At 57.4% G+C, this 18,109-nt stretch carries 20 protein-coding genes; 10 read left to right on the top strand and 10 right to left on the bottom strand.

All coding sequences use genetic code 11. The annotated features are described in order from the left end of the window. Positions 1–32: 32 nt before the first annotated feature. The 3 genes from JHL21_RS11145 to JHL21_RS11135 all read left to right on the top strand — a co-directional run bounded on the left by JHL21_RS11145 (position 33) and on the right by JHL21_RS11135 (position 2,818). Positions 33–1,016 carry an SPFH domain-containing protein gene (locus JHL21_RS11145; RefSeq protein WP_199531071.1) on the top strand — a complete coding sequence of 328 codons (984 nt, stop codon included), beginning with the start codon at positions 33–35 and terminating at the stop codon, positions 1,014–1,016. 3 nt (positions 1,017–1,019) lie between these two features. Beyond that, positions 1,020–1,469 carry an NfeD family protein gene (locus tag JHL21_RS11140; RefSeq protein WP_200213512.1) on the top strand — a complete coding sequence of 150 codons (450 nt, stop codon included), beginning with the start codon at positions 1,020–1,022 and terminating at the stop codon, positions 1,467–1,469. Between the two features lie 110 nt (positions 1,470–1,579). Then, the gene (locus JHL21_RS11135) at positions 1,580–2,818 is read left to right on the top strand and encodes an outer membrane beta-barrel protein (RefSeq protein ID WP_200213511.1); all 1,239 of its coding nucleotides are present in this window, start codon (positions 1,580–1,582) and stop codon (positions 2,816–2,818) included. Positions 2,819–2,821: 3 nt separating this feature from the next. Here the strand turns inward: JHL21_RS11135 and galU are convergent, their stop codons facing one another. Continuing rightward, on the bottom strand, positions 2,822–3,706 hold the full coding sequence (galU, locus tag JHL21_RS11130; RefSeq protein ID WP_169194408.1) for a UTP--glucose-1-phosphate uridylyltransferase GalU: 885 nt from the start codon (positions 3,704–3,706) through the stop codon (positions 2,822–2,824). Positions 3,707–3,812: 106 nt separating this feature from the next. Between galU and galE the strand changes: the two genes are divergently transcribed. The 3 genes from galE (at position 3,813) to JHL21_RS11115 (ending at position 7,236) form a co-directional block, all read left to right on the top strand. Next, positions 3,813–4,799, top strand: coding sequence for a UDP-glucose 4-epimerase GalE (galE, locus tag JHL21_RS11125; protein ID WP_169194409.1), 987 nt, complete (start codon positions 3,813–3,815; stop codon positions 4,797–4,799). 12 nt (positions 4,800–4,811) lie between these two features. Beyond that, a complete protein-coding gene (locus tag JHL21_RS11120; protein ID WP_200213510.1) occupies positions 4,812–5,996 on the top strand; it encodes a lytic murein transglycosylase in 1,185 nt (394 codons plus the stop codon). 70 nt (positions 5,997–6,066) lie between these two features. After that, positions 6,067–7,236 (top strand): DUF459 domain-containing protein, encoded by a 1,170-nt coding sequence (locus JHL21_RS11115; RefSeq protein WP_200213509.1) that lies wholly within the window; start codon positions 6,067–6,069, stop codon positions 7,234–7,236. A 53-nt stretch (positions 7,237–7,289) separates the two neighbouring features. On the opposite strand, the gene JHL21_RS11110 is transcribed toward JHL21_RS11115, so the two are convergent. The 7 genes from JHL21_RS11110 to rph all read right to left on the bottom strand — a co-directional run bounded on the left by JHL21_RS11110 (position 7,290) and on the right by rph (position 12,959). Further along, complete coding sequence (locus JHL21_RS11110) at positions 7,290–7,925, bottom strand: MarC family protein (RefSeq protein WP_169194412.1); 636 nt, start codon at positions 7,923–7,925, stop codon at positions 7,290–7,292. 27 nt (positions 7,926–7,952) lie between these two features. Continuing rightward, positions 7,953–8,894, bottom strand: coding sequence for a glutathione synthase (gene gshB / locus JHL21_RS11105; RefSeq protein ID WP_200213508.1), 942 nt, complete (start codon positions 8,892–8,894; stop codon positions 7,953–7,955). A gap of 14 nt (positions 8,895–8,908) precedes the next feature. Then, positions 8,909–9,286 carry a YraN family protein gene (locus tag JHL21_RS11100; RefSeq protein WP_200213507.1) on the bottom strand — a complete coding sequence of 126 codons (378 nt, stop codon included), beginning with the start codon at positions 9,284–9,286 and terminating at the stop codon, positions 8,909–8,911. Then, on the bottom strand, positions 9,252–10,142 hold the full coding sequence (rsmI, locus tag JHL21_RS11095; RefSeq protein ID WP_200213505.1) for a 16S rRNA (cytidine(1402)-2'-O)-methyltransferase: 891 nt from the start codon (positions 10,140–10,142) through the stop codon (positions 9,252–9,254). Before rsmI ends, JHL21_RS11100 begins: the two co-directional genes overlap by 35 nt. A gap of 71 nt (positions 10,143–10,213) precedes the next feature. After that, complete coding sequence (gene hemW, locus JHL21_RS11090; protein WP_169194416.1) at positions 10,214–11,365, bottom strand: radical SAM family heme chaperone HemW; 1,152 nt, start codon at positions 11,363–11,365, stop codon at positions 10,214–10,216. Positions 11,366–11,446: 81 nt separating this feature from the next. Beyond that, on the bottom strand, positions 11,447–12,091 hold the full coding sequence (locus tag JHL21_RS11085) for a non-canonical purine NTP pyrophosphatase (RefSeq protein WP_200213503.1): 645 nt from the start codon (positions 12,089–12,091) through the stop codon (positions 11,447–11,449). Positions 12,092–12,242: 151 nt separating this feature from the next. After that, positions 12,243–12,959, bottom strand: coding sequence for a ribonuclease PH (gene rph, locus JHL21_RS11080; protein WP_169194418.1), 717 nt, complete (start codon positions 12,957–12,959; stop codon positions 12,243–12,245). Between the two features lie 139 nt (positions 12,960–13,098). Here rph and hrcA point away from each other — a divergent pair, with 139 nt between their 5' ends. The 3 genes from hrcA to JHL21_RS11065 all read left to right on the top strand — a co-directional run bounded on the left by hrcA (position 13,099) and on the right by JHL21_RS11065 (position 15,132). Beyond that, entirely contained in the window at positions 13,099–14,184 is a 1,086-nt protein-coding gene (gene hrcA, locus JHL21_RS11075) for a heat-inducible transcriptional repressor HrcA (RefSeq protein ID WP_200213502.1), read from the top strand. A 73-nt stretch (positions 14,185–14,257) separates the two neighbouring features. After that, positions 14,258–14,842: a nucleotide exchange factor GrpE gene (gene grpE, locus JHL21_RS11070; RefSeq protein ID WP_169194420.1), complete on the top strand. Its 585-nt coding sequence runs from the start codon at positions 14,258–14,260 to the stop codon at positions 14,840–14,842. Between the two features lie 71 nt (positions 14,843–14,913). Beyond that, positions 14,914–15,132: a DUF6500 family protein gene (locus JHL21_RS11065; RefSeq protein WP_200213500.1), complete on the top strand. Its 219-nt coding sequence runs from the start codon at positions 14,914–14,916 to the stop codon at positions 15,130–15,132. A gap of 23 nt (positions 15,133–15,155) precedes the next feature. Here JHL21_RS11065 and pncA read toward each other — a convergent pair whose 3' ends face one another. Together pncA and pabB are read right to left on the bottom strand one after the other, a co-directional pair. Then, positions 15,156–15,791 carry a bifunctional nicotinamidase/pyrazinamidase gene (pncA, locus tag JHL21_RS11060; protein WP_254082026.1) on the bottom strand — a complete coding sequence of 212 codons (636 nt, stop codon included), beginning with the start codon at positions 15,789–15,791 and terminating at the stop codon, positions 15,156–15,158. Next, a complete protein-coding gene (gene pabB, locus JHL21_RS11055) occupies positions 15,788–17,563 on the bottom strand; it encodes an aminodeoxychorismate synthase component I (protein WP_200213497.1) in 1,776 nt (591 codons plus the stop codon). Before pabB ends, pncA begins: the two co-directional genes overlap by 4 nt. 112 nt (positions 17,564–17,675) lie before the next feature. Between pabB and JHL21_RS11050 the strand changes: the two genes are divergently transcribed. Continuing rightward, positions 17,676–18,008, top strand: a complete 333-nt coding sequence (locus JHL21_RS11050; RefSeq protein WP_169194424.1) for a hypothetical protein — start codon at positions 17,676–17,678, stop codon at positions 18,006–18,008. The last annotated feature ends 101 nt before the right edge of the window (positions 18,009–18,109 follow it).

The raw sequence follows: 18,109 nt of genomic DNA, 5'->3' as shown, positions 1-18,109 counted from the left end.
CGTGGCAGCACTTTTGTTATGGGAGCGCGGCGATGGGATTTTTGGATGAATTGGGCCTAGGCGGTTTGAACACAGTTCTAATCGCACTTGCGATACTGCTGATCATTGTCTTGTTTGCTGGCGCCAAGACCGTGCCGCAGGGCTACCACTACACCATCGAGCGATTTGGCCGTTACATTCGCACACTGAAGCCCGGGCTTAATTTGATCGTGCCCTTTATCGATGTCATCGGTAAAAAGCTCAATGTTATGGAACAAGTCCTCGACGTTCCACATCAAGAGGTGATCACACGCGACAACGCCACGGTGACAGCCAACGGCGTCACATTTTACCAAATTCTCGACGCTGCAGCAGCTGCTTACGAAGTGTCGAACTTGGAAAATGCCATCCTCAATCTGACCATGACCAACATCCGATCCGTCATGGGTTCCATGGATCTCGACGAGCTGCTCAGCCATCGCGATGAAATCAATGACCGCGTGTTGCGGGTGGTGGACACCGCTGTTTCGCCCTGGGGCGTCAAAATTACCCGCATCGAAATCAAGGACATTGATCCACCCAAGGATCTTGTCGAATCGATGGGTCGCCAAATGAAGGCGGAGCGCGAGAAACGCGCGACAATTTTGGAAGCCGAGGGCCGTCGCCAAGCTGCCATTCTCAAGGCGGAAGGCGAAAAGCAGGCGCAAGTGCTCGAAGCGGAGGGCCGCAAAGAGGCTGCCTTCCGTGACGCTGAAGCGCGTGAACGCGCGGCGGAAGCCGAAGCGCGCGCGACCCAGCTGGTGTCGGCGGCAATTGCTTCGGGTGACGTGCAGGCGATCAATTATTTTGTCGCCAACAATTACATCAAAGCCCTCGAGGGCATCGCCACCTCGCCAAACCAAAAGGTTCTGATGCTGCCCGTGGAAGCCGCCAGCGTGATCGGCTCGATCGGCGGCATTGCCGAAATCGCCCGCGAAGCCTTTGGCTCGGGTTCGTCCCAGCCCCGCGGCACTGGTCGTCCTCCAAACGCGGGTTAAAACATGAACCTTATTGCTCTTATCGCTAGCTTTGGACCATGGAGCTGGATGGTTTTTGGCCTGATCTTGCTCGGCCTTGAGTTGGCAGTGCCGGGCGGCTTCCTCATTTGGTTCGGTGTCTCCGCTCTGGTCATTGGCGCGCTGACGCTGGTGGTCGCGGTCAGTTGGCCGCTCCAATGGCTAGCCTTCGCGGCCCTCTCTTTGAGCGCTATTTTCATCTGGACCAAGAGTGCAAAGCGTCGGCAGGCACACAGTGACAAACCACTGCTCAATCAACGGACTGACCAGTTGATCGGGCAAACAGGGCTCCTCTCCGAACCGATCATCAGCGGCTTGGGCCGAATGCATATCGGCGACACGGTTTGGCGTGTCTCAGGGCCTGACTTGACCACCGGGAGCAAAGTGCGAGTAGTTGGCGCCGACGGTAATATCCTCAGAGTGGAGGCGTTTTAGGCCCGTCTCAACCAGTATTTAACCATGACGTGCAAGGGTTCCTTATGGGCATGACAGGGGTTTTCGACGCGGTCGAAGAAACGCCCTGCTTGACGGCGGAGCCATGAGTTTTGTTGGTAAAGAAGCTGAATTTGACGCTGCTCGCATTGGCACCGTGCCTGTGCGCGGGGTCAGTGCTTGCCGACCCCATTAGTGACGACCGCCTACAGCCAGGGCTTTACCCGGCTGCGCCTACAAGCTTTGTCCCGACAGAGGAAGGGGCGCCCCCCTTTGAGATAGACTGGTCACTCGGTCTAAGAGGCACGCAGATCTCGTCCAGCGATGGCAATAGTTTTAGCGCCCACCTGCGCCCCGAGCTCGATTTGCGCAGCCTGGGCAATGTCGTTGATACTCATATCAATGCCCACGCCGAATTGGCGCGCGGCAGTGACCCGCAGATCACCCCAACCACCGCGGCAATTTCGGTGACGGCAGGCTCGCAGTTGAACGAAAACACGCGGGTAGAGGGCGAGGCCAGCCTAAAATTCGATCGTGAATTGCTCGGCACGCCCGGCTTTGATCCTCAAATTATTCGACCCGCAGATATCACCACCGGCCATATTGATGCTGGCATGGCTCATCGCTTTGGCCAGTTCAATCTCAGGCTCAATGGCCAGATAGAGCGCGTTGCCTATGGCCCGACCGAGAGGCGCGACACAGGCACAACCGATAATTCCGATCAGAACCGATGGAGCGCGGAGGGCACACTGCGCCTCGGCTATCAGATCACCCCAATCGTTGAAGTCTATGGCGAAGGCCAGCTCGGCCGCCATTGGTTTGACCAGGCAGGGAAAAGCTCCGGCCAATTCGCAGATGCCTATACGCGGAACGTCAAAATGGGCGTGAGCGGGAACTGGCAAGAGCGGATTACCGCCCATGCCGCCGTTGGCATGGGCCAATACATATTCACCTCGGCGACGCAGCCGGAAGTAACGGCCCGTCTCTATGAAGCGGGTGTGACTTGGAAGCCCGATCCAACCCTGAGCGTTACCGGCCTTTTGGCGCGCAATATCGAGCCGACAGGGGCGGATAGTGCAGGTTCTGTGCGCGTGATTGATAGCGCTAAGCTGTCAGCCAGCTATCAGGTGAACAACGCTCTGGCGTTGCGCACCAGTAGCGAGCTCGCACATTCTCGCGTTGAGAATAGTGGCGAGACTGAAGATCGCCGCAGTGCGGGCCTCGGGGCCGATTATGGCCTCAACACGCGCACAAAACTCAGCGCCGATTACAATTATGCCCACCGCACCAATAGCGCGACGGGCACATTTGATAGTCATCAGCTCAGCGTCGGTGTGACGCTCAAGCGGTAGTCCTTAAAGCTTGTCGCTCAGATCGAGCGCCCGCAGCTCCTCAAGGAAACCAGCGCGGATGTCTTCACGGTCGAGCGCGAAGACGACGTTGGCCGTGAGGAAGCCCAGCTTGGAGCCACAGTCGAACACCTTGCCTTCGTACTTTACGCCGGTGAACTTCTGCTGGCCCATAAGGGTCTGCATCGCGTCGGTGAGCTGGATTTCACCACCCGCACCGCGTGGCTGTTCAGCCAAAAGCGAGAAGATTTCTGGCTGCAGAATATAGCGGCCGGAGATGAAGAGATTAGACGGGGCTTCTTCGCGCTTTGGCTTTTCAACCATGCCGCTGATCGCAAAACCCTTGTCATCGCCATCGCCACGAACAACAACGCCATAAGACGAAACATCGTCCCAAGCGCATTCTTCAACGCCGATGACATTGCCGCCGGTTTCTTCGTACGCGTCCATCATCTGACGCAACACGCCCGGCTTGGCGCGGAAAATCATATCGGGCAGCAGCAGCGCAAATGGCTGGTCACCAACGATATCGCGCGCGCACCACACCGCATGGCCAAGGCCGAGCGGTTCTTGCTGGCGGGTAAAGCTGGTGCGACCCGCAGAGGGCAGATCCTTGCGCAACTCTTCCAAAGCCGCATTCTTGCCGCGGCTTTCAAGTGTGGCTTCAAGTTCAAATTGACGATCAAAATGGTCTTCGATCACAGCCTTATTGCGACCGGTCACGAACACAAAATGCTCGATACCAGCTTCTCGCGCTTCATCCACGGCATATTGGATCAGGGGGCGGTCAACGACCGTCAGCATTTCCTTAGGCATGGCCTTAGTGGCGGGCAGGAAACGCGTGCCAAGTCCGGCAACAGGAAAGACAGCGGTACGTACACGCTTGGTCACGTGGGCACTCCAAATGAATTCTTAGGGGTAGTCGGCATAAAACTTTACAGCTATCTGCCACAGGATAAGTTTTAAAACTAGCGTTTCGCCATAGGAGAGAGCTTTCATGGCCGTTCTGGTTACTGGGGGCGCCGGCTATATCGGCAGCCACATGGTCCTCAATCTCGCTGATGCTGGCGAAGACGTTGTGGTCTTGGATAATCTTGTTACCGGCTTTGACTGGGCCATTGATGCTCGGGCGAAGTTCGTTGAAGGGAACGCAAACGACATTCCTTTCGTCATATCGCTGATCGAAAAATATGGCATTACGGAGATCGTTCACTTCGCCGGCTCTATTGTCGTGCCGGAATCGGTGACCAATCCCCTAAAATACTACGCCAACAACACGTCTACTTCGCGCAGCCTGATTGAGGCTGCGGTCAAGGGTGGCGTGAAACACTTCATCTTCTCCTCGACCGCCGCAGTCTACGGCATGACCGGGCTTGCACCGGTTGTCGAAGATACACAGCTCAACCCGATGTCGCCCTATGGGCGCTCGAAGCTCATGACCGAGTGGATGCTCGCCGACGTCGCCGATGCGCATGACATGACCTATGGCGTCCTGCGCTATTTCAACGTTGCTGGTGCGGATCCGGGCAAGCGTTCGGGTCAGTCAACGCCTGAGGCCACTCACCTCATCAAGGTCGCGTGCCAAACGGCGCTTGGTCAGCGTGAGAAAATGAACATTTTCGGCACCGACTACGAAACACCGGATGGCACCTGTGTTCGGGACTATATTCACGTTACCGACCTGATCAGTGCCCATGCCTTGCTGCTCAAGCATCTGCGTTCAGGTGGCGAAAGCACAACCCTGAACTGTGCATATGGTCGTGGCTATTCCGTTCGTGAAGTCGTCGACACCGTGCGCAAGGTTTCCGGCGTCGACTTCGTTGCCGAAGAAGGCCCACGCCGTGCTGGCGACCCGGCGTCCATCACAGCCACTGGTGAAAAAGTGCGTCAGCTTCTCGGCTGGGTGCCAGAACACGACGATCTCAACGAAATCGTCGAAACAGCGTATGCTTGGGAACGTCACTTGATGACGCGAAACCGCTAAAGGAGCTTTCCCATGCGTTTGGCGATTGTGATCTGGTTGATTTGTACCGGCGCCACACTCGCCCAACCGAGGGAGAGCTTTGAGCAGTTTATCGGTGAATTCCGCGCAGAGGCGCTCACCCACGGGGTCAGCGCCTCTGTATATGATAGCGCCACTGCGGGGCTCACCCCGGATCCCAACGTGCCCAATCTGGTGGCGAGCCAGCCAGAGTTCACCACGCCGGTCTGGGAATATCTCGATCAGCGCATATCCAATAATCGCGTTGAACGGGGCCGGGCGGCTATGGCCCGCCAAAAAGATCTGTTCCAAAGCGTGGGAGCGGCCTCAGGCGTCGATCCTTATGTGCTCGGTGCGATCTGGGGGATGGAAACCGATTATGGCGCTGTGCTCAGTCAGACAAAGCTGATCCGCCCCATTGTCCGTTCGCTCGCAACAGTTGTCTGGCAAAGACGCGTTCGTTTTGCCGAAGACAAGGCCGATTTCATCGCGGCACTAAAACTGACCGAGCGCAGTGGCGGTGTTTCGCCGATGGGGTCATGGGCCGGGGCGATTGGCCATCTCCAAGTGAACCCCAGCAATGTTCTTGCCCATGGTAAGGATGGAGACGGCGACGGGCAGGTCGATCTTCATAACTCGCTTGCCGACGCTCTGGTCACCAGCGCGACCTATCTGCGCGCGCTCGGCTACCAGCCCGGTATGGACTGGGGCTTTGAGGTGGACGTGCCGGAAGGGTTCGACTATCTGCTGGCGACGCGCGACCAGCTTCGCCCAATCCGCTTCTTCGCCGAACGCGGCATTGCGCGCGTTGCCGGGCGGCAATTTCAATCGCTCGAAACGCCGGTTTTTCTCTACGTTCCAGCAGGCCATACGGGTCCCAAATTTCTGCTGACCGCCAATTACCTTGCCTTCAAAGGCTATAATTTCTCCGACAGCTATGCCCTGGCCATTGGCCATCTCACCGACCGGCTCAAAGGCGGGGGCAATCTTGCCACGAACTGGCCACGCAATACGCAATTTCCCAATCTCGCCCAGCGCCAGCACATCCAGCAAAAACTGAAAGAGCTTGGCTATTATGACGGCATTGTTGACGGCCGCATCGGGCCGGTGACCCAGGCTGCCTATGCGCGATTTCAGGCAGCGCAAGGCCAACGCGCCGACGGCTTTGTCACGCGCGCCAGTTATGAGGCACTGCGTTAAGCCAAGAAGCGCATGGTCTTGAGCCAAGCGGCTATGCTAAACTCGCGGCGAAAATTGCAGTGAGAGGCCGATGAAGCGGCTAGGCGTATTTGTAGTGCTCTTGAGCATTGTCGGGCTCGACACCGCACCCGCGTGGGCGCAGGTGGTCGGGGACGAGCGGATTGTTATTGCCCAGCAGGAACAACCGCGCCGCCGCACGCTTTTTGATCTGTTGTTTGGTGAGGAGCCCGCTGCGCCGCCGCCGGTCCAACGAACACAGCCACGCCGGCAAGCCGCGCCAACCCCGCCGCCGCCCCCGCCCAAGCCAGTGGTCGTCAAAAGCGTAGACGCAACGCGCTTGGCCGTATTCGGCGACAGCTTGGCCATTGATTTAGCAAAGGCGCTCGAACGACACTATGCAGAAGATCCAAACCTTGTGGTCCTCGATGAAGGTGTCAGCGCCTCAGGATTTGTTCGTGCGGATTTCTTTGATTGGGGCGCAAAGATCGGCAGCGCTATTGCCGAAAATAGCTTCGACGTCGCCGTTATCAGCATTGGCGTCAACGATCGCCAAGAGTTTCCCGGCGCTGCATCCGACAACATTGTTCTCTCACCAAACTGGTCGGCCAGCTATCAGGCGCAGTTGAATCAGTTTCTGAGCCAGCTCAGGAGCGCCCGCAAACCTGTTCTCTGGGTTGGGTTGCCGCCTATGGAGCGCAGTCAATATTCTGCCGACATCGCCCAGATCAATGCCCTGCAACGCATGGCGGCATTCTCTGGCGGCGCAGAGTTCATCGATATTTTTGACCGCTTCTTGAGCGAGGACGGCCGCTACACCGCGTTCGGACCGGATCTGAACGGGCAGAACGCACGCATGCGCAAAGACGATGGCATTCACTTTGCCAATGCGGGCGCCGATAAGATCGCGTTTTACGTCAGCCAAAGTCTCAGCGTGTTCTATCGCGGTGGTACCATTACCCTTGCGGCCGTTGATCCGCTCGCTGGCACAGATGCCGCCTTAATGCAGCGCCCGCCCTATCAGGGCCTAGGGCAAATCCGGTTGCTGGAAGTTGCCGGCCCCGTGCTCCCGCTTGGGCGCCTAGCCCAGCGCGCCAACAGTTTGATGGACCTGAGCGCTACACACACGGCACCAGCCTTCACGCTCGAGCAGCTGATGGATGCTCCGCACGGCCGTGTGGATGACTTTGGCTTGGGCTATGATCCAGCCGAGCGGGCGCGCAGTGAGACCGAAGCGCTCTAAGGCGCTGGTCATGATGCGTCACGTGCACCACGACCAGCGTTCAAGGAGTGGGGTCAGCTAGCGACGACACCCAATAGTCCGCTGGTGCGCACGCCATCGAAGATAAACTGCACGGCAAGGGCTGCCAAAAGCACCCCGACCACACGAGTGACCACTGCCAGCCCAGTGATACCGAGGAGGCGCTGGATCGGGATAGCGACCAGCAAGGTGAGCCAGGCCGCCAGCATAATGGCGACGATAGCCGCAACAACCATCCAGAACGCCAAACGATTGTCGGCTCCGGTCGTCAGCAGGATGACGGCACTAATAGCGCCGGGACCGCTCAACAGCGGCATAGCCAGTGGGAACACCGAAATATCGTTGGACTGACGGGCTTCGTTTTCTTCTTCGGAGGTGGTGCCCGTCGCACCGGAATGGCGAGCAAACACCATGTCGATCGCAATCAACAGCAGCAGGATGCCACCTGCCGTGCGCAGAGCCGGAATGGTGATGCCGAAGACTTCGAGAATGGAATTGCCGAGAAAGGCAAAGCACAAAAGAATGCCCAGCGCGATGAGCACACCGCGCGTGGCAAAAATCCTGCGTTCCGCAGGCGTATTATCTTTGGTCAGCGCCGCAAAGATAAAGGGAATGTCGGCGACACCCACGGTTGCGAAGAGGGTGACGAAAGCGACCAGAAAAACATCCATGAGCCTTCGCCCCCTTCACAAAAACGCTTAGCGACGCTTTTCGATTGCGTCCCAGATCATGGCCGTAATATCGGGGCCACCAAAGCGCTTAATCTCACGCAGGCCGGTGGGCGAGGTGACATTGATTTCGGTGAGATAGCCGCCGATGACGTCGATGCCAACGAAGATCATGTCGCGAGCCTTCAGCGCTGGCGCAATGGCCGCGCAGATTTCCAGCTCACGTTCGGTCAGCGGGGAGAGTTCCGGACGACCGCCAACATGCATGTTGGAGCGCGCTTCGCCCTCTGCCGGCACGCGGTTGAGACCCATGACAGGCTCACCATCGATGATGATGATGCGCTTATCGCCCTTGCGCACATCCGGCAGGTAACGCTGGATCATGAAGGGTTCACGATATTTGTCTTCGAACAGCTCAAGAAGGCTGGCGAGGTTTTGATCGTTTTCCTGAATGAGGAAGACGCCAGCGCCACCATTGCCGTAGAGCGGCTTGACGATGATATTGCCGTGCTCAGCGCGGAACGCTTCGATTTCAGCGCGATCGCGAGTAATCAGCGTTGGCGGCATCAGCTCGGGGAATTCGGTGACCAGAATTTTCTCTGGTGCATTGCGCACCGCCGCTGGCGGATTGACCACCAAGGTCTTGGGGTGAATGCGCTCAAGCATATGGGTGATGGTGATGTAGTTCATGTCGAACGGCGGGTCTTGGCGCATCAGCACCACGTCCTGGCTCGACAGATCAATGCGGCTGGCCGCACCGAGCTCAAAGTGCTCACCCTTATCGGCGTCAATGACCTTGATCGGCTGGACCAAAGCGCTGAGCACATTGTCCCGCAGCGCCAGAGTGTCGGCGGTATAGTGCACCAGTTCATGGCCGCGCGATTGCGCCTCCAACATCATAGCAAAGGTGCTGTCACCCTTGGGATTGATGGTTGAGACGTGATCCATTTGGACGGCGACTTTGAGGGACATGAGCAAATCTCGCACTAGAAAGCGTTGATGAGATGAACCGGCAAACGGCCGGGTGCAAGGAAAATTACGTCAAAGCGGCAATCTCGGCCCGCTTCGTGGGGGTGGCGCATGAGCCAAAATTCTGCGGCCCGTGTGATGCGTTCGCGGTTAACCGCTTCGCTGGCCTCAAGATAATCCGAGGTCTTTGCCCGCGCTTTGACCTCGATGAAGATCAAGGTTTTGGACTTTTCGGCAACAATGTCGATCTCGCCCACAGGGGTTTTGTAGCGGCGATTGCGAATGCGATAGAATTTGAGACGCAAATAGAGCGCCGCCAGCGCCTCACTGCGCTGGCCAAATTTCTCGGCCAGAATGCTCTTATTCCGACTGCGCCTTGATCGCGAGGGCAGCATCGTAAACCTCCTTGCGCTTCAAATTGAAACGCGCGGCGATGTCATCGACGGCGGCACGCAGGGGCGCATCGGCCATGGCTTGGGTCAGTGCTGCCTGCCAATCTTCTGCCGCTGGGGCGGTTGGCTCGCTCGCACCGGATACGACAATAACAGCTTCGCCCTTGGTGTCATCTTCGGCGAACTGTTGAGCCAATTCGGAAAGAGGCCCGCGAAACGTGCGCTCGAAGCGCTTGGTCAGCTCCAGAGAGACCGAAGCCTGACGGTCGCCAAACACTTCAGCCATGGAGGCAAGCGTGTCTGCGATGCGGCGGGGGCTTTCGTAAAACACCAAGGTTTCACGTGAATCCTTCAGGCGACCGAGCGCATTGCTACGCGCACCGGCCTTGGGCGGCAGGAAGCCATGGAAGGCAAAAGCATCGGTTGGCAGCCCCGCCACCACCAAAGCCGAAAGCAACGCCGAGGCTCCGGGAATGGGGAAGACCGGCAGGTTCTGTTCAGCCAAGACGCGGATGAGCGGAAAACCCGGATCGGAGAGCAGGGGGGTGCCTGCGTCAGAAATGAGAGCGATGACCGCGCCCGCACGAATGCGGTTGGCGATATCTTCGGCCTTTTCGCGCTCATTGTGCTCGTGAAAGGCGACGCGGCGGGCGCGGATACCAAAATGATCGAGCAGCTTTGCCGAGGTGCGGGTGTCCTCGCAAAGGATCGCGTCGGCAGCAGCCAGAGTTTCGAGCGCACGAATGGTGATATCGCGAAGATTGCCAATGGGTGTCGCAACGACATAAAGCCCCGGCAACAAGGGCGGCGCGTCAAAGCTACTGCCCGCAATAAAGAAATTCTTGCTGGTCTCACTCATGACAACGCCTTTTATGAATAGTCAAAACTTGGAGCATGTGAGGGCGCCGGGCGCCATCACCCAAAAAGGTTTTACGCTGCGAGATCGGCGACAACCGCGTCGAGAACAGGAAAACCCTTCTCCGTGACGCGCAGATTGCCGTTGGGGAGGGTTTCGAGGAAGCCATAGCCCTTCAAAACCTCGATCTGCCTTTCCGCCAAACCACGGCCGGAAATAGCCATGAAACGCGATGGGGAAATGCCTTCCTTAAGACGCAGCCCCATGACGAGATATTCGTCGCCCTGTTCTTCCCAGCTCAGCACATCATTGGTGACCATGCCGTGGCCGTGTTTTTCCGTCAGGTCGAGCCACTGCCATGGCATTTTCTCGCAGGCTGTCGCGTAGCGCTGATGATTGACCATGAGGCGGCCATGTGCGCCCGGACCAATGCCAGCATATTCGCCATACCGCCAATAGAGCATGTTGTGCCGGCTTTCTTGGCCGGGCACAGCATGGTTGGAAATCTCATAGGCGGGCATGCCAGCAGCCGACGTCAGCTCCTGGGTCATCTCATAAAAATCCGCGCCGAGATCTTCATTCGGCATGATGAGCTTACCGGCATTATAGAGATCGTAGTAGCGCGTGCCCTGCTCAATGGTTAGCTGGTAAAGGCTCAAGTGACCATCGGCCAGCCAGATGGCTTCCTTGAGCTCATCTTCCCAATCTTCAAGCGTCTGCTTGGGACGCGCGTAGATCAGATCAAAACTCGATCGATCGAAAATCGACTGCGCGATACGCACGGCAGCAATGGCTTCTTCGACAGAGTGGCGACGGCCCAATTCGGCCAGCGGACCAGGGCGCAGCGACTGCACACCGAGCGATACGCGGTTGACGCCAGCCATCCGGAAGCCGCGAAAGCGATCCACCTCAACACTGGTTGGGTTGGCCTCCAGGGTGATTTCGGCATTGCTGTCGATTTGCCACTCATTGGAGATGGCATCCAAAATCGTGCCAACGGCCTTTGGCGACATCAGCGAAGGCGTGCCGCCGCCAAAGAAAATCGACTGCACCAGACGGCCGGGCGTGAGCGACCCCATATGGGCGATCTCACGCTTATAGCCTTCAACGAAGGCATCTTCGTCAAAGGGGCCGCGATGCACATGCGAGTTGAAATCGCAGTAGGGGCATTTGGAGGCACAGAAAGGCCAGTGCACATAAATGCCGAAGAGATCATTCCCGTTCATGGTCGAACGCCTCGCATAATGCACCGATCCGCCCCGCCCATCGGGGACAGAAGAATTGTTACTGCCCAGACATTGGTCTGACTAGGCATGCTCTATCTGGTTCTCAACGAATTGGGCAAAGGCCCGCGCACGATGGGAAAGACCAGTTTGACCGGGCGACCAAGAATGCTTCACCTCAGGCGCCATTTCACCAAAAGTGATGTCGTGGCCATCGGGCATGAACATCGGGTCATAGCCATGACCGACATCGCCGCGTGGCGGCCAGATCAACGTCCCTTCGCACTTGCCAACAAAAAGCATATCGCGGCCATCAGGATGGGCGAGACAAAGCGTGGCATTAAACGAGCCACGACGCTGGCCGGGAGAGCCCGCGCCAGCGGCCTGCAAGGCATCTTCCACGCGCTTCATGGCACGGTTGAAATCGCGCGGCACACCAGCCCAATCGGCAGTGTAGACACCCGGATCGCCATTGAGCGCGTCGACGCAAAGGCCGCTGTCGTCGGACAGAGCCAACATATCGGCGCCCGTCGCTGCAGCATGGGCCTTAGTGCGCGCGTTTTCGGCAAAGGTGGTGCCGGTTTCTTCTGGCTCCGGGAGGCCCAAATCGCCCGCCGAGACCAGAACCAAACCGAAGGGCTCAAACAATTCGCGGAATTCTTTGAGCTTGCCCGCGTTATGGGTCGCGATGCAAAGACGATCACCGGGGCGAAGACGAGGGATGGTCATTTCTTTGTACCTTCGAGTGCGCGGACGATGTCATTCCATACGCGAGAATTGTGAGCGGAAAAATGGCGTTCGCCATTGGGCCGCGCCGCCTGCTCAGGGCGAGCAGGACGGTCAGCAAGACGAAACGGTAGCTTCTTCCGCAACCAGTGCATTATTGACCCAGAACTGCGCGCTGCTGCGCGGAAAGTTCGGTAATGCCCTTTTCGGCCAGACCCATGAGGGCTTCCAGCTCCGAGCGGTCGAACGGGGCGCCTTCAGCAGTGCCCTGAATTTCGACAAACTTGCCCGAACCGGTCATGACGAAGTTGGCATCCGTTTCCGCTTCAACGTCTTCGAGATAGTCGAGATCGAGAACCGGGGTGCCGCGATAAATGCCGCAAGAAACCGCTGCGATACTGTCCTTGAGAACCTTGCCCTTGGTCAGCTTGCGCTCTTCCATCCAGGCGATGGCATCAACCAGTGCCACATAAGCGCCCGAGATGGCTGCGGTACGAGTGCCGCCATCGGCTTCAAGCACGTCACAATCGAGAGTGATCTGAGCTTCGCCGAGCGCCGCCAAATCTACAACAGCGCGGAGCGAGCGACCGATGAGACGCTGGATTTCCTGGGTGCGGCCCGTCTGCTTGCCGGCTGTGGCTTCACGACGATTGCGCGAACCGGTGGCGCGGGGGAGCATGCCGTATTCAGCCGTGACCCAGCCCTGACCCTTGCCACGCAGCCAACCCGGAACGCTGGTTTCAACCGAAGCAGTGCACAAAACTTTGGTGTTGCCGAAGGTTACAAGGCACGAGCCTTCTGCTTTCATGGAGACCTTACGTTCAAAGGTCACCGTACGCATATCTGAAGGCTGTCGACCGGAGGGGCGCATATTTTGTCCGCTAGAAAATGGTGTTAACCGCCTCTTAACCTCCAACGGCCCCACTCACAAGCTGCGGCAGCTTGGCGCTTGGGGAGGAAGCGCTTAAATGAGAGTACAGGGTTAAAGCGAAAGATTTAGCATAAAAGCCATGACCAGACCGGCAGAAGACTTCCTTAGCGTGCTCAACACGCGCTCCCAGGAGATTTTTCGGACCCTCGTCGAGCGCTATCTCGACACCGGTGTGCCCGTGGGGTCGCGTGATCTTAGCCGACTTTTGCAGGTGGAGCTTTCCCCCGCTTCTGTCAGAAATGTGATGGCAGACCTTGAAGACCTCGGTCTTATTGCGGCGCCACACACCTCCGCTGGCCGTGCGCCAACCCAGCAAGGCCTGCGCTTTTTCGTCGACTCGATGCTCGAAGTGGGCGCGGTGGATGAAGATGAGCGCGGCCGGATAGCCCGCCAGATGGAACACACTGCCGGGCGCGGGCAGGTCGAGGACATGCTGACTGAAGCCTCCTCGCTCCTCTCAGGCCTTAGCCATGGCGCTGGCGTGGTTATTGCCACCAAGGCCGATATGGTGCTGCGGCATATTGAATTTGTGCGCCTCGATAATTCACGGGCTATGGCCATCATGGTCGGCGAAGATGGGCAGGTCGAAAACCGTATCCTTGAATTGCCACCCGGCTACGCCGCTAGCTCCTTGCAGCAGGCGGGCAATTATCTCTCCAACTACATTGTCGGGCGCACTTTGGCGGAAGCCAAAAAGCTGCTCAATGAGCGACGCGATGAACAACGCGCCGAATTGGACGAGCTCACACAAAAACTCGTCGACGCTGGCATTGCGACCCTGTCCACCCCTGCGTCGGGCAATGCTCCCACGGTGATCGTTCGCGGCCGCGCCAATCTCATCAATGACACCATGGCCAGCGACGAGTTGGCACGGATGCGGCAATTGTTCGATGAGCTGGAAAGCAAGGACGGATTGCTCGATCTCCTGGGCGATGCGGAGCGCGGGCAGGGTGTCCGTATTTTCATCGGCTCAGAGAATAAGCTCTTCTCCCTCTCCGGCTCTTCGGTGATTCTCTCGCCCTATAAGGATGCCAATGATCGGATCGTTGGCGTCTTGGGCGTTATCGGGCCAACGCGATTGAACTATGCACGCATTGTCCCCGTTGTGGACTACACGGCCAACGTCATTTCCGCGATGATTGCGCGTAAGCGCGCAGCGCGGTGAGTGAGAGCTTGAATTACCGTCTCGCTTGACCGATATGCGGGACAGAAAGTTTTAACGAACGGAAGAAGACACAATGAGCGACGAAAACGCCGCCCAGGGCGAAAATCCGGAAGTCGAGATCCCGACCACCGAAACCGCTCCAGAAGTCGATCCCGTTGAGGCATTGCAGGCGGAAAACGCCGACCTCAAGGACCGCGTTCTGCGTACCATTGCGGAAATGGAAAACCTGCGTAAGCGCACGGAGCGCGAAGTCGCTGACACCCGCACCTACGCCATTGCTGGATTTGCTCGCGATATGCTGAGCGCCACCGACGCGCTGTCGCGCGCGCTGCTGGTCATCCCAGCCGATGTCCGTGAGAGCGCTGAAGGTTCACTCAAGAGCCTGATCGAAGGCATTGAGCTGGCTGAACGCGAAACCAACCGTCTTCTTGCCAAGCATGGCGTCAAGCCGATTGAAGCCGCTGGCCAGAAGTTCGATCCGCATAAGCATCAGGCGATGTTCGAAGTGCCGAACCCAGCCGTTCCAGAAGGCACCATTGTGCAGGTCGTTCAGGAAGGCTTTGCCATTGGCGAGCGCGTCCTGCGCCCGGCCATGGTTGGTGTTGCCAAGGGCGGTCCAGCTGCTGAAGCAGGCGACGCGATTGACAAGAACGCTTAAGCGCTCTGTCTTCACACTCGAAAGGGCGCCATGGGGTGCCCTTTTTTATGTATCCAGGGAACGGACTATCAATGACACCGGCACTGCGTGAAAAAGCCATCGCGGTGTGTACCGCCAAGATCGCACTAAAGGGCGAGGGCGTTGGCCTCTCGTTTTATGCGTTTTTCGCCAACCGCAATGACACGCCTGATCTGCTGATGGAAATGGCGACGTGGTGGATAAAAACCCACCGCCTTGATCATTTTGTCAAAGCGACCACGATCAAGGCGATGCTCATTGCCGAACGATAATCAGCTTAGTTTCACGTGAATCCTTAGCTGAGTAGCTCAGCAGACGTAATCCGCGTCACGCCCGCTTCTTCCAAATCAGCCCAAGCCTTTTCAAGCGAACCATTGGCATCAATGGCGCGGGTGGCGTCTTCGATAACAAAAGTCTCAAACCCGCCAGCGGCAGAATCAATAGCCGTCCAGGCCACGCAAAAATCGGTGGCGAGGCCAACGACAAAAACCCGACCCAAATTGCGTTCGCCGAGATAGCTGGCGAGACCGGTCAGCGTTGTGCGATCCGCTTCCTGAAAGCCCGAATAGCTATCGATGGCGCGATTAAAGCCTTTGCGGATAATCATTTGCGCGTGTGGGATGTCGAGATCAGCCGAAATTTCGGCGCCGCGCGTGCCCCATACGCAGTGGTCCGGCCACAAGACCTGTGTTCCATAATCCAGATCTACTGTTTCAAACGGCGACTTGCCCACATGCTGGCTGGCAAAGGAAATATGATCGGCAGGGTGCCAGTCTTGGGTCAGCACGACATTGGCAAACTTCTTGGCCAAGGCGTTGACCACTGGAATGATCGCATCGCCATCGGCAACGGCGAGACTGCCACCGGGCAGAAAATCATATTGCACATCGACAACGACCAGAACGTCGTCGGATTTGATTTCAAAGCTCATGCCTTGCCCCTTACCCATTCGGCGCGGATAAGACCGCGCACGGAATTGCCGAGATAGATTGCATCAGCCGTTTCGAGATCCGCAAGGGTCAGGATGGCTTCTTCCGCCTTCCCGCTCGCCAAAACTTCTTCCCGTAATGTTCCCGGCAACAAGCCGGAGCTGAGGGCAGGGGTCAGCAGCCGACCATCCCGCTCGATGAATAGATTGGTAAAAGAGCCCTCGGTCAGCTCTCCGCGCTCATTGGTGAAAACCAATTCATCCAAGCCACGCTCATCATGGGCGCGCTTTTTCGGTTCATCGTAAAAGGCGCGATTGGTGGTTTTGTGCGCGACCCACACCGATGACGATTGCAAAACGTCACTGGCGATATCGAAGCGGAAGAGACTTGGGCTCGGAGGTAGAAGCACCGCTGTCAAATCGAGCCCAGCTGCAGAAAGAGTGAGACGAACCCGCATGGGCTGCGTCCAAGCGCTGGCGTTATCGTCGAGGAGTTTTTCAATCGCGTCGACTTCTACAGGTAGGCCAAAATATTCAGCCGAGGCAAGCAGACGCTCAACATGGCGCTGTCGCAGCACGAAGCCTTCTTCGGGGCTCCACTTAAAGGTTTCGATAAGGGTCACCGGTTGGGCCGGGTCAGCCAGAAACTGCAATTTGAGCAAAGCCTCCTGATATTCGTCTTCGGCAACACTGTCGGCAACAATGCCCCCGCCAACGCCGATCTCACCCTTACCCGCTGCGTCAATAACCGCGGTACGGATGGCGACGTTAAAACTGAAATCGCCATTTGGAGCGATAAAGCCGATAGAGCCCGTGTAAACGCCCCGCGCCCCGTCTTCGACCTCATGGATGATTTCCATGGCCCGCAATTTTGGGGCTCCGGTGATTGAGCCACACGGGAAGAGATTTTCGACAGCACCAATGGCGGTCACCTCTGGAAGCAGGCGCGAAACAATGCCCGAAGTCATCGTGTGCAGCGTACGATAGGTCTCCACCGTAAAAAGGTCTGTCACCCGCACCGAGCCGATCTCAGAAATCCGCGCCATGTCATTGCGCAAGAGATCAACGATCATGAGATTTTCGGCGCGGTTTTTCTCGTCACTCTGCAAGCGAGCGCGATAGGCTGCGTCGTCAGCGGCGCGGGGTGAGCGTTTTAACGTCCCCTTCATCGGCCGCGCGCTGAGCGCGCCATCTTTTGCCGAGATGAACAGCTCCGGTGAGGCCGAGAGAATTTTGTGGTCACCCGCATCGATATAGGCGCCAAAGGCGGTGGGCTGGCTTTGCACGAGACTGCGATAGAACCCGAGACTATCGCCAACCAAATCGAACTCGGCCTTGAGGGTGAGGTTGATCTGATAGACGTCGCCCGCCTCGATATAATTTCTCACCCGATCGAATGCTGATTTGTAGGTCTGGAAATCGGTGCGAGGGGCCAAACGTGCGGCTGCGCCCACAGGCGCTGCTGATAAAAGCGCGTTGACGGAATCTTGTGTAAGATATTTCGGGGCGTCATACACGCCAAACCAGAGCAGCGGGGACGCAGAATGCGCAGGCAAAAAGCCGCGCAAACGTTCCTCAAAGCCATAACCCATTTCATAGGCAAAATAGCCGGCCAGCCAGAAGCCCTGCGCCTGCAGTTCGGCCATCTCCGCCATGACCAATAGCGCCTGATCATAGCTATGGGCGCTCAGCACGCGGTAGGGCGCTGAAAATAAAAGGCTCTTACTGTCTGCGTGAGCGCTGTCCTGCAACAGCACTGTGCCATTTGAAATCATGGCGCCTTCTAAAAGATTTCTCGGCTGTCCGATACTGCCCCCCTTGGCACCGTTTTGCGAAAATGGCAAAAGACGACGCGATTTTATATGCCTATTTTCTGGAGAGTTTTATATGGCCAAGAATATCTTAGCCGCCATTGGTGCTGTCGCACTCCTGGCCGCTGCTACCCCTGCAATGGCAGAAACTGTTGAGTTCCAAATCATCAACAACAGCTCCATTGACCTGCATTATTTCTACACCACCCCGTCCAATGAAGACTCTTGGGGTGAAGACCTGCTCGAAAACCTCGGGGTACTCGAGGCTGGCTTCGAAGCCACCGCCACCATCGGTGATGGTTCGGACCAGTGCCTTTATGACTTCAAGTTTGTTGGCGCCGAAGAGGAAGAGCTGATCGTCAACGAAGTCGATATCTGCTCGCTGGCAAGCTACACGCTCCAAGACTAAGCGGTAAAAGGACCCGAGTAATCCACCGGGTCTTCCACTGATTGTGCGGGGACGAAAATCATAACGCCCCCGCGCTTGAAGCCCTCGCCACACCCCCCTAT

The organism is Devosia sp. WQ 349K1, from assembly GCF_016595685.1.
Classification (GTDB): domain Bacteria; phylum Pseudomonadota; class Alphaproteobacteria; order Rhizobiales; family Devosiaceae; genus Devosia.
The sequence above is the reverse complement of the archived record's forward strand: the minus strand, read 5'-3'. Positions and strand labels throughout refer to the sequence as shown.

What these genes read in the sequence shown, in the direction of transcription:
- galE (WP_169194409.1), top strand. Translation starts at nt 3,813, where the DNA reads ATGGCCGTTCTGGTTACTGGGGGCGCCGGCTATATCGGCAGCCACATG.
- hrcA (WP_200213502.1), top strand. Translation starts at nt 13,099, where the DNA reads ATGACCAGACCGGCAGAAGACTTCCTTAGCGTGCTCAACACGCGCTCC.
- JHL21_RS11145 (WP_199531071.1), top strand. Translation starts at nt 33, where the DNA reads ATGGGATTTTTGGATGAATTGGGCCTAGGCGGTTTGAACACAGTTCTA.
- JHL21_RS11085 (WP_200213503.1), bottom strand. Translation starts at nt 12,091, where the DNA reads ATGACCATCCCTCGTCTTCGCCCCGGTGATCGTCTTTGCATCGCGACC.
- JHL21_RS11065 (WP_200213500.1), top strand. Translation starts at nt 14,914, where the DNA reads ATGACACCGGCACTGCGTGAAAAAGCCATCGCGGTGTGTACCGCCAAG.
- gshB (WP_200213508.1), bottom strand. Translation starts at nt 8,894, where the DNA reads ATGTCCCTCAAAGTCGCCGTCCAAATGGATCACGTCTCAACCATCAAT.
- pncA (WP_254082026.1), bottom strand. Translation starts at nt 15,791, where the DNA reads ATGAGCTTTGAAATCAAATCCGACGACGTTCTGGTCGTTGTCGATGTG.
- JHL21_RS11120 (WP_200213510.1), top strand. Translation starts at nt 4,812, where the DNA reads ATGCGTTTGGCGATTGTGATCTGGTTGATTTGTACCGGCGCCACACTC.
- JHL21_RS11100 (WP_200213507.1), bottom strand. Translation starts at nt 9,286, where the DNA reads ATGCTGCCCTCGCGATCAAGGCGCAGTCGGAATAAGAGCATTCTGGCC.
- JHL21_RS11050 (WP_169194424.1), top strand. Translation starts at nt 17,676, where the DNA reads ATGGCCAAGAATATCTTAGCCGCCATTGGTGCTGTCGCACTCCTGGCC.
- JHL21_RS11115 (WP_200213509.1), top strand. Translation starts at nt 6,067, where the DNA reads ATGAAGCGGCTAGGCGTATTTGTAGTGCTCTTGAGCATTGTCGGGCTC.
- JHL21_RS11110 (WP_169194412.1), bottom strand. Translation starts at nt 7,925, where the DNA reads ATGGATGTTTTTCTGGTCGCTTTCGTCACCCTCTTCGCAACCGTGGGT.
- JHL21_RS11140 (WP_200213512.1), top strand. Translation starts at nt 1,020, where the DNA reads ATGAACCTTATTGCTCTTATCGCTAGCTTTGGACCATGGAGCTGGATG.
- hemW (WP_169194416.1), bottom strand. Translation starts at nt 11,365, where the DNA reads ATGAACGGGAATGATCTCTTCGGCATTTATGTGCACTGGCCTTTCTGT.
- rph (WP_169194418.1), bottom strand. Translation starts at nt 12,959, where the DNA reads ATGCGCCCCTCCGGTCGACAGCCTTCAGATATGCGTACGGTGACCTTT.
- grpE (WP_169194420.1), top strand. Translation starts at nt 14,258, where the DNA reads ATGAGCGACGAAAACGCCGCCCAGGGCGAAAATCCGGAAGTCGAGATC.
- rsmI (WP_200213505.1), bottom strand. Translation starts at nt 10,142, where the DNA reads ATGAGTGAGACCAGCAAGAATTTCTTTATTGCGGGCAGTAGCTTTGAC.
- pabB (WP_200213497.1), bottom strand. Translation starts at nt 17,563, where the DNA reads ATGATTTCAAATGGCACAGTGCTGTTGCAGGACAGCGCTCACGCAGAC.